Below are 10,810 nucleotides of genomic sequence, written 5' to 3' on the forward strand. Positions count from 1 at the left end.
TTCTCCGGGATGACCGCGAGCCCCGAGCTGCTCGACTGCGAGGACGACGACGCCGTGCTCCGACCCTGCGGCGGCCGCTGCGGCCTGTTCGGGCCTGCCGGCCCCGCGGGTCCACCCGGCGCACCAGGATTCCCCGGCCGAGGCGCGGGACCCGGAGGACGCCCCGAAGGGGGCTGGGACCCCGGTGGAGGGCCCGGCGGACGTGGAGGAGTGGTGACGGACATCCGCTCGTTCTCTTCCCCTCGTGCCTGTTCTGAGCTGGACAGCGATCCCGGCGCGACGAACACTAACCGGAGTTGGTAGAAACCAACACCGAACGGTCCCCGTACGGCTATCCTGCGGAACCGTACCGCGAGTGGGAGAGCTGTAGGTCGAGAATGCCGTCAACACCGACAACAAAGTCGCAAGTCCAGGCATACCAGTTCGTGCTGCGCCGGATGCAGTCCGCACTGGTGCGCAAGGACGCCGTGATGCTGCACGATCCCATGCGAACGCACTCGCGTGCGACGATCGTCGGTGTCGTGCTGAGCGCACTGGGCATGCTCGCCTTCATCGTGGTGGGCCTGTTCAAACCCGCTCCGACGCCGCCGGACTCGGGCATCGTGATCGGCGAACAGTCCGGCCGGGTCTACGTCGTGGCCGCGGAGCCGAGGACCTTGATCCCGACGTTCAACCTCGCGTCGGCACGGCTGATCCTCATGGCTCAGCGGTCACAGGGTGGGGAGGGGCAGAACGGCCAGCAGGCCGCGGCCCCGGTGGAGCCGCCCGAGGTGGTGCCCGATGACCAGCTCAGGGACATTCCGAAGGGACGTTTGCAGGGCATCCCTGGCGGTCCCGACCTCCTGCCGAACAGCGACCAGTTGGTGGATCCGAACTGGGCGGTCTGCGATCAGATCACCATGGACAGGAGCCTCAACGACCCGGTCGCGCGGGAGCGCGCGGAGACCGAAACCACCGTCTTCGCCGGTGTCGACGAGCTCGGACGTCAGTTGCGGCACCAGCAGGCGCTGCTCGTCTCGGCCCAGGACGGCAACCACTACCTCGTCTACCGGCAGAAGAGCGACGCGAACAATCTCAACGCCAATACCGTCCGCGCTCAGGTTGATCTCGAGGAGAGCTCCGTCCGGACGGCGCTCAACCTCGACGAGCGGTTCGTCCGCCGGATCTCGATGGGGCTGTTGAACGCCATCCCGTCGGTCGGTGAGCTGAGCGCTCCGGCGATTCCCGGTATCGGCGAGATGCCCGACGGGTTCTCCGTGGGAGGCCTTGGGGTCGGTGCCGTGTTCAAGACCGAGCTGACCGAGAGCACCAACTTCTACGTGGTCACACGCTCGGGTGTGCAGGCGATTTCCTCGGCCGTCGCGGACATGATCCTCTTCGAGAAGACCGTGACCGGGGAGCAGGCGGAGACGGTGCCGCCGGACGTGTTGCAGCGACTGCCCAAGGTCGGGCCCGCGGACGACGGGTACATCGACGTCGACCACTATCCCGGGACAGTGCCTACGGTGCTCGACCCGATGCAGCACCCGGTCGCGTGTCTGGGGTGGAGTATTCGGGGTGAGGGCGAACAACGTGACGCCTTCACGTCGGTGTACGTGTCGAGCGTTTTGCCCGGGCCGAAGGACGAGAACAACGAGCCGCAGACGGTCGAGATCGGCACTCCTGGTCCGGACAACATGAAGGTCGACGCGTTCTACATGCGACCCGGAATGGCGGCCGCCGTGCAGTCGGCGACGACCAAGGAGACGTTCGGCCGGGGTAGCATCCAGCTGATCTCCGACCGTGGTGTGCGCTACGGCGTCCCGAACAGCGAGATCGCGCAAGGGCTGGGGTTGACCGATCTCGACCCGGCTCCGGAGTCGATCATCAAGCTGTTGCCTGCCGGTGCCTCACTGAATCCGCAGGACGCGCAGCGCACGTTCGACGCGGTGCCGGTCGAAGAGAGCGTTGGGTCGGGCCTCGGTGGCAACGACCGGGCCGCGTCGCAGGGCGGCAACTGACCCGTCCTGCTTCCCGGCGTCTCGTTCACCACGTTTAGCGGGCGAACCGTGCCCATACGCGGTGGGCAATCGCGGACCGGGTGCCTCGAACGCCGTGGCTTCTGCTTCACGGCGGCGCGTTCTGCCCGCTAAACGCGCAAGGGGAGGGCCCCAAACTGCCAGAGCTGCGCGAGCTTGTGGGAGCGGGCCGGATGATGCGATGAAGGATGCGGCGCCCCGCGTGCCCAGTTGCTGAACGGGGGATGTGGTGATCCGGGAGGCGGTTATGGCGGTCCGGTGACCCTTGCCCCAAAGCGCGTTTCGCCCGCTAAACGCGCTCAGCCTCGGCGCTGGGCGCGGGTGCGGCGGAGGGTGTGGACCACGAAGAGGGTTACCAGGAGGGCGGTGAGGGCGCCGCCCGAGCCCACCAGCGCGACGATCATCGGAGTCCAGTTCCGCTCGGCGGGCGGTGGCATGTCCGACGGCAACGCCTCCGCGCGTGCCGCGGGCAGCCCCTCCTCGGACGGCACGGTCGCCGTGAGGGCCGCCATCGGGTTGATGACGCCGTGGCCGACGTAGTTGTCGCGGCCTCCGGGCGCGGCCGGGTGGTGCGCGGTGAACTCGATGCGGTGCATCACCTCGCGCGCGTCGAGATTGGGGTACTTCGCCCGTACCAGCGCGGCGAGCCCCGCGACGTAGGGTGCGGCGAAGCTCGTCCCCTTGATGACCGCGGGCTCACCGTTTTCGATCATCATGTTGGCGAGCCCGTCGGATCCCTCCGCCGGATCGAGCGAGATGATGCCCGTCCCGGGCGCGGCCACACTCACCCACGGCCCGTGGATGCTGAAGTCCGCCACGCCACCCGTCTCGTCGATCGCCGCGACGGACAACACGTCCTCGGCGAACCAGGGCGGCGTGACGATGGTGTTCACCCGCTCCCCCGACGCCTGGTCGTTCTGCTCGCACCGCTCGGACAGGTTGCCCGCGGCCGAGACCACGACGACGTCGTTGTTGACCGCGTGCCGGATCGCCGCCTGAAGGCGCCGCTCGTCCTCCATCACGCCGCCGTCCGCGGGACGGCAGTGGTTGATGGAAATGTTCATGACGTCGACCCCGTCGTCGGCTGCGCCCCGGATGGCCTGCGCGAGCGTGGACAGCGTCCCCGCGCCCTCGCCCTGTGTCCGTCCGCCCTGGGCGGGCGCGGTGTCCTCATCGGAGTCGGCCGGCGCTCCTGCGGAGCCGCCCCCTCCGGAGCCCGAGTCACTGTCCGAACCGGAGTCGCCGGACGAGTCGTCACCGGACGAGGCCGACTCTTCCTCCTGCGGGGAGTAGTTCTGGCTGGACTGCCGGATCGACACGATCTCCGCGTCCGGCGCGACCCCGGTGAAGCCGATGTTGCGCGGGGTGTCCGCGGCGATGATCCCCGCGACCTGGGTGCCGTGGCCGTCGCAGTCCTCCAGGCCGTTCCCGGCATCGTCGACGTAGTCGCCTCCGGCCCGTACCCGGTCCTGGAAGTACGGGTGCGCCGTCACTCCCGTGTCGATGACCGCCACCCGGATCGGCTTGCCATCCGGGCCTTTTCCGGCCGAGCCGAGCGTGGACCTCATCAGCGAGTGCACCTCACCGATGCGGAGGAAGCGCTGCCCCCACGGCGCGTTCTGGATCTGCTCGTTGTACTCCAGGTTGCGCTGGACGCACTGCACCCGTTTCTCGTAGTTCTCGTCCGGGCCGCCGGTGTCGGGGGGAAGCAGGGAGTTGTCGACGGGGGGTGGCGTGGCGTAGTACCCGCCGTCGTCCTCCGCGTCCTGAGCGGCGGCGGGCGGCACGAGCGCGGGCCCGCCGACGCCGAGGGTCAGGACAAGGGCGAGCGCGGAACCCTTCCGCATCGTCCGGGCCGTACGCACACGAACCCCCTCGCAGTCGTAGTGGAGCGCGTCAGCCGATGTCGAGGTGACGCAGCGTCGAGTACAGGCCCATCACGGCGAAGGCGAGCGGCAGGACGGAGGCGATGCACACCGCCTCGATGATCTCGACCGTGCGGCGCATGGGCGGGGTGAACCGCTGGTGCGGGAACACCACGCCGAGCACCAGCGCTGCCGCGCCGAGCAGGACCAGCGTGCCGAAGATCCACAGCAGCCGGCCGGTTGCGTCCTCGGTCCACAACCATCCGAGCAGGATGCCGCCCGCCGAGACCATCCCCGTCGTCAGCAGGGCCACGGCCTGGGCTCCGTTGGCGTAGGTGCGACCGCGCAGCAGCAGCACCAGCGTGGCCATCACCGCGGTGAGGACTCCCCACACGTCCCCCGACGACGCGGTGATCACGGCGGCGACCGCGGTGACGGAACCACTGCCGACCAGCAGGCCGGTCATGTAGTTGTGCGCGACGCTGGTCTTGCGCTCGATCGCCGAGTAGTCGGGCTGGTCCGCCTCTTCCTTCAGTTCGTCGGCCGTGCTCGGGACGGCGGGAAGGGGCAGCTTCGCCAGCCAGATCGTGGCGCGGGGCAGCATCGAGATCCCGCCGAGCGCGACGGCGGCGGTGCCCGCGGCGATACCGGGTGCCGGGTGGGCGATGAGCGTCGCGACCCCGAAGGCGATCACTCCGAACACCCCGGCGGTGGCCGCGGCGATGAACGTGGTGATGCCGGCTCCCATGACGAGGATGCACACGGCCGCGACGACGACAAGAAGCGCGCTGGCCAGTAGCAGGTTCGCGCGCAGCGACACACCGGGAACGATGTGGAAACCGCTCACGAATGCCAGCGGTAGCCCACCCGCCGCGCCGATGAGGACACCGGTGGACTCGGCGTCATAGGCCTTGACCAGGGTCGCTCCGATCGCGACGCAGGCGATGGCCGCCACTCCGCCGACGATGGCCGCGGCGAGCGCGTTGCCGCCGAACAGCGGGCCGCCGAAGAACAACGCGAGTGCGGAAACGAGCAGGGCGATGCCTCCCGCCACGTGCCCGATGCGCTGCGCGGTCTCCTTGGTCCACGGGCGGAAGCTGTCCGGGTCGGCCTCCGCGATGGCGTCGACGACGTCGTCGTACAGCGGTGGCGGCGGGTTCTCGTTGCGCTTGCGCAGTTGCAGCAGCTCACCGTCGACGATGCCGAGGGAGGCCAGCGTGCGGCTCGGGTCGAGGGGGGTGTCGCCGAGCTTGGCCAGGGCCCAGCCGCCGTGCCGGGCGCCGCCGTCTGGGGTGGCCTCCTTGGCCATGTCCAGCAGCATGGGCATCAGATCGGCCACCGCCACGTCGGCAGGCAGCGCGACGTCGATCCGGGTGCGGGGCGCGACCACCGTCACCCTGCTGAAAACCGTCGTGCCCGTTGCCACCTGTTCGCCCCCTACCTGGAGATTCTGCCGCAGGCTGTTTATACCGCGTCGCGGGAACAACCCGTTCCGGGCCCGGTAACCTTGCCGAACCGGCCCCATGATGTCGTAGCGCCGCCCTAGTATTAACGCACCCGGGCCACGCGTGGGGGCGGTTCCGGCGAATGCGCCGGTGTGCGTTCCCCGCGCGCGTCCACGTCGCCGAGTCGAAGAGGGGTCCTTTCGGTGAGCACGCTGCAGTTCAAGCGGTTGCCACGGCTTGCTGCTCCCCGTCCTCCGGGCGGCGAGGTCCATCTTGAGCCGCCGCCCGAGGTCCCGAGGACCATCCCCGGCAACATCCTCATGAAGCTGATGCCGGTCGTCATGGTCGTGGCGATGCTCGGCATGGTCGCGTTCATGTTCACGGCCAACGACGGGATGCCGAGCCCGTTTTTCCTGATGATGCCGCTGATGATGATGATGTCGATGGTCGGCATGTTCGCGGGCGGCGGCCGTGGCGGGCAGCAGAAGAAAGCGGAGATGAACGAGGACCGCAAGGACTACCTGCGCTACCTCGGTCAGATGCGCGACCGTGCCCGTGAGGCGATGGAGGAGCAGCGGGCATCGCTGGAATGGGTGCATCCCGATCCGGAGAGCCTGTGGTCGCTGGCGACCAGCAGGCGCATGTGGGAGCGGCGGCAGAACGACCAGGACTTCCTGCATCTGCGGGTGGGCCGCAGCGCGCACCGGTTGGCGACGCGGTTGGTGCCGCCGCAGACGGGTCCGGTGGACGAGCTGGAGCCGATCGCGACGCTGGCATTGCGCCGTTTCGTCCGCTCGCACTCGATCGTGCCCGACCTGCCCACGCAGATCACGCTCCGCGGGTTCGCGGCCGTGGGCATGCAGGGCGACAAGACGCTCACGCGCGGGTTGACCAGGGCGATGCTGGCTCAGCTCGTCACCTTCCACAGCCCCGACGACGTGCTCATCGGCGTGGCGACCACCGGGCGTGCGAAAGAAGAGTGGGAGTGGGCGAAGTGGCTTCCCCACGTCCAGCACCCGGCCCTGTCCGACGGCATCGGCCAGTTGCGCATGATGAGCGGTTCGCTCGCGCAGATCGAGCAGTGGCTCGACGAGGAACTCCGCGAACGGCAGCGCTTCTCCCGGAACGCGACCCCGCCGCCGGACCAACCGCACGTGGTGATCGTGCTCGACGACGCCGACGTCAGCGGTGAGGAACAGATCCTGCTCGAGGAAGGACTGGTGGGCGTCACGCTGATCGACCTTTCCGACTCGATCGGCAACCTCGCGGCGCGGCGCGGTCTTCGCCTGGTGGTCGAGCAGGAACGACTGGGCGCCCGCAGTTCCGGGGGCGTCGAGTGGTTCGGCAGGCCGGACACGGTGAGCCTGGTGGAGGTCGAGGCGCTGGCCCGCAAGCTTTCGCCGTACCGGATGAGCTCCGGTGCCTCCGACGACAGCGAGGAACAGCCGCTGTTGTCCAACCCGTCGCTGCTGGAGTTGCTCGGCATTCCGGGTGATCCCATGACGTTCGACGTGCAGCAGGCCTGGCGTCCCCGGCCGGTCCGGGACCGCTACCGCGTCCCGTTCGGTGTGGGCGAGCACGGCCAGGCGGTCGAGCTGGACATCAAGGAAGCCGCGATGGAGGGCATGGGGCCGCACGGCCTGTGCATCGGGGCGACCGGTTCCGGTAAGTCCGAGTTCCTGCGCACGCTGGTGCTGGGCATGTTGGCCACGCACTCGTCGACCTCGCTCAACTTCGTGCTCGTCGACTTCAAGGGCGGTGCCACGTTCCTCGGTCTGGACAAGGCTCCGCACGTGTCCGCGGTGATCACCAACCTCGCCGACGAGGTCACGCTCGTGGACCGCATGAAGGACGCCCTCGCCGGTGAGATGAACCGCCGCCAGGAGGCACTGAAGAACGGCGGCAATTTCAAGAACGTCTGGGAGTACGAGAAGGCGCGCGAGAACGGGGCGGATCTGGACCCGTTGCCCGCGTTGTTCATCGTGGTCGACGAGTTCTCCGAGCTGCTGTCGGCCAAACCGGACTTCATCGACCTGTTCGTGGCCATCGGTCGCCTCGGCCGGTCGCTGCAGATGCACATGCTGCTCGCCTCGCAGCGGCTCGAGGAGGGCAAACTGCGCGGGCTCGATTCGCATCTGTCCTACCGCATCGGTCTGAAGACCTTCTCCGCCGCCGAGTCCCGGGCCGCGATCGGTGTCCCGGACGCGTTCGAGCTGCCGTCCGTGCCCGGTGGCGGGTACCTCAAGTACGACACCTCCACACTGGTGCGGTTCAAGGCCTCGTACGTGTCGGGGCCCTACCGCCCGGCGGGCATCAAGGCGGCGGCGCCGGGGGCGAAGGTGGTGCGGGCGGACAAGCGGCCGCAGCTGTTCGTGCCCGACTTCGTCGAGCTGCCGCGGGAGCCGGAGCCGGAACCCGAACCCGTCGAGCCGGAGCCGAACAAGCCCGAGTCCGAGGAGGGCGTGGAGCCCAGCGAGCTCGACGTCATCGTCGGCAGGCTCGTCGGGCAGGGGCCACCCGCCCACGAGGTGTGGCTGCCGCCGTTGCGGGAACCGAACTCACTCGACACGCTGCTGCCGAACCTCAATCCCACCGAGGACCGCGGGCTGTCGCCGGTCGGCTTCTTCGGCAACGGCCGGTTGCAGATCCCACTGGGCATCGTGGACCGTCCGTACGAGCAGCGGCGCGATCCGCTGTGGGCGGACTTCTCCGGCGGCGCGGGACACGGTGTGCTCGTCGGCGGACCGCAGTCCGGCAAGTCCACGCTGCTGCGCACGCTGGTCATGTCGATGGCGTTGACCCACACGCCGGAGGAGGCGCAGTTCTTCTGCATCGACCTCGGCGGTGGCACGCTCGCCCCGCTGGAGGGACTTCCGCACGTCGGCGGGGTCGCCGTGGCGCGGCGGGAGCCGGACAAGGCGCGCCGGATCGTCGCCGAGCTGACCACGCTCGTCACCGAGCGCGAGTCGCGGTTCGGCACGCTCGGCGTGGACTCGATGAACGATTTCCGCAACCGCAAGCGACGCGGCGACATCACAGCCGAGCAGGACCCGTTCGGGGACGCGTTCCTCATCGTGGACGGCTGGCGCGCGCTCCGCGACGACTTCGAGGAGCTGGAACCGCAGATCACCAAGCTCGCCGTGCAGGGCCTCACCTACGGCGTGCACGTGGTCATCTCGTCGAACCGGTGGGCCGACATCCGCCCGGCGATCAAGGACATGCTCGGGACGCGGTTCGAGCTGCGGCTCGGTGATCCGAGTGAGTCGGACATCGACCGCAGGGTCGCCGTGAACGTTCCCGCGGCCCGGCCGGGCCGCGGGCTCACCCGGGACAAGCTGCACTTCCTCGGGGGCCTGCCGCGGATCGACGGGTCGAGCAGTGACGACGACCTCGGCGACGGGGTCGCCGACGCGGTGGCGAAGGTGTCGTCGGCCTGGCAGGGCCGGTCGGCGCCGAAGGTGCGCCTGCTGCCGGACCTCATGCCGTACGAGGAGTTGTTGCAGCAGGACAAGCACCGCGACACCAAGCTGATTCCGATCGGGGTCGACGAGGACGAGCTGGCTCCGGTCTACCTCGACTTCAACGCCGACCCGCACTTCCTCGCCTACGCCGACGGGGAGTCGGGCAAGACCAACCTGCTGCGGCAGATCGTGCGGGGTATCACCGAGCGGTACACCAAGCAGGAGGCCGTGGTGATCCTGGTGGACTACCGGCGCACCATGCTCGGGTTCGTCGAGGGCGACCAGCTGTTGGGCTACGCGGTGTCGGCGAACCAGCTCGAAGGCATGGTCAAGGAGGTCGCGCAGTCGATGTCCAAGCGACTGCCCGGCCCGGATGTGACCCCGCAGCAGCTCAAGGAGCGGTCCTGGTGGACAGGGCCGGAGCTCTTCGTCGTGGTCGACGACTACGACCTCGTGGCGACCTCCACCAACAACCCGCTGCGGCCGCTGTCGGAGTACCTCGCGCAGGCCAAGGACGTCGGCCTGCACATGGTCGTGGCCCGGCGGACCGGTGGTGCCGCGCGCACCGGCATGGACCCGATCCTCGGCAAGCTGAAGGAACTGGCCATGCCCGGCATGGTGATGAACGGTTCCAAGGACGAGGGGCAGCTGCTCGGCAACGTCAAGGCGGGCCCCATGCCGCCGGGGCGGGGCTACTTCGTCAGCCGCAAGACGGGCAAGCAGCTCATGCACGTCTCGTGGATCGCGCCGGACTGAGTTCGGGGGCCGGGATCGCGGGGATCGAGCGGTCCCGGTCACCGCGCGGGCGCGGGGACCCCGCTTGTGACAGAGTGCCGGGGCACGGACTCACGACGGGTGGGAGCTGCTGGTGACGTTGCGGGTGGCGGTGGATTTCGGGACGTCGAGCACCTGCGTCGTCGCGTCGGTCCGTGGCCGTGAGCCGCAGGTCGTGGTCATGGACGGTCAGCCGCTGCTGCCCTCGGCCGTCTACGCGGCGCCCGACGGGACGCTGTTCGTCGGCCAGGAGGCCGAGCGGCAGGCGGCGGTGGACCCGTCCCGCTTCGAGCCGAACCCGAAGCGGCGCATCGACGAGGGCGAGTTGCTGCTGGGCGCGTCCGTGTTCAGTGTCGTCTCCGTGGTGCACGCCGTGCTGGCCCGCGCGGTGTCCGAGGCACGCCGGGTGGCTGGTGAGGCCGAGGTCGAACTCCTCGTGGTGACGCACCCGGCCGACTGGGGCGCGGTGCGGACGCGCCTGCTGCGGCAGGCGGCCGGGCAACTCGCGCACGAGGTGGCGCTGGTGCCGGAGCCGGTCGCGGCGGCGGTGTACCACGCCGCGACGTTCGCGCCGGCCGAGGTGGCGGGGGACCGCACGGTCGAGTTCAGCGGCAGGCCGGGGGACACCGTGGCCGTCCTCGACCTCGGGGGTGGCACGGTCGACGCCAGCGTCGTGCGCCGCGCCCCGGGTGCCGACCGTGTGGGATTCGAGGTGCTCGCCACTCGCGGCGATCCCGGCTTCGGTGGGGCCGATATCGATCAGGCGCTACTGGAGTACGTCGGGTCGCTGGTGTCGGGAGTGGACCCGGAGGCCTGGCAGCAGCTCGTGCGAGGACGCGAGCTCGCGGACCGGCGACGCAGGCGGGTGCTGCGCCAGGACGTGCGCAACGCCAAGGAGACACTGTCGCGGCATGCCTACACGGACGTGCCGATGCCGCCGCCGTTCGCCGACGCGCACGTCACGCGGGAAGACCTCGAACGTCTCGTCGGTGCTCCGCTGGGCCGCGCGGCCGATCTGACCGTCTCCACGATCGAGGCGGCGGGCCTGCGGCCGCGGCAGCTCACGGCGATCTTCCTGGTGGGTGGTTCGAGCCGGATTCCGCTCGTGTCGCGGCTCGTGCACGAGCGCGCCGGCGTCGTTCCGACCACGTTGGACCAGCCGGAGACGGTGGTCGCGCGTGGAGCCCTGCGCGCGGTGCAGCTTCTGCCGGACCGCACGGGCGCGCTGCCCGGCGCGGCGCGCGCTC

The 10,810-nt window shown here is 69.7% G+C and carries 5 protein-coding genes; 3 read left to right on the top strand and 2 right to left on the bottom strand.

Going from position 1 to position 10,810, the window contains the following annotated elements:
* The first annotated feature begins 377 nt into the window (after positions 1-377).
* Positions 378-2,000, top strand: a complete 1,623-nt coding sequence (eccB, locus tag SACSA_RS0115420; protein WP_028661916.1) for a type VII secretion protein EccB — start codon at positions 378-380, stop codon at positions 1,998-2,000.
* 317 nt (positions 2,001-2,317) lie between these two features.
* Here eccB and mycP read toward each other — a convergent pair whose 3' ends face one another.
* Together mycP and eccD are read right to left on the bottom strand one after the other, a co-directional pair.
* Positions 2,318-3,865, bottom strand: a complete 1,548-nt coding sequence (mycP, locus tag SACSA_RS0115425) for a type VII secretion-associated serine protease mycosin (protein ID WP_019818512.1) — start codon at positions 3,863-3,865, stop codon at positions 2,318-2,320.
* 49 nt (positions 3,866-3,914) lie between these two features.
* Positions 3,915-5,309 carry a type VII secretion integral membrane protein EccD gene (gene eccD / locus SACSA_RS0115430; RefSeq protein ID WP_048876850.1) on the bottom strand — a complete coding sequence of 465 codons (1,395 nt, stop codon included), beginning with the start codon at positions 5,307-5,309 and terminating at the stop codon, positions 3,915-3,917.
* A gap of 222 nt (positions 5,310-5,531) precedes the next feature.
* Here eccD and eccCa point away from each other — a divergent pair, with 222 nt between their 5' ends.
* Complete coding sequence (gene eccCa / locus SACSA_RS0115435; protein ID WP_028661917.1) at positions 5,532-9,545, top strand: type VII secretion protein EccCa; 4,014 nt, start codon at positions 5,532-5,534, stop codon at positions 9,543-9,545.
* Positions 9,546-9,657: 112 nt separating this feature from the next.
* Positions 9,658-10,810, top strand: a 1,153-nt coding sequence (locus tag SACSA_RS23205; protein ID WP_048876851.1) for an Hsp70 family protein, incomplete at its 3' end; no start/stop codon positions are given.

Origin of the sequence: Saccharomonospora saliphila YIM 90502 (genome assembly GCF_000383795.1) — a bacterium.
Lineage (GTDB): Bacteria > Actinomycetota > Actinomycetes > Mycobacteriales > Pseudonocardiaceae > Saccharomonospora > Saccharomonospora saliphila.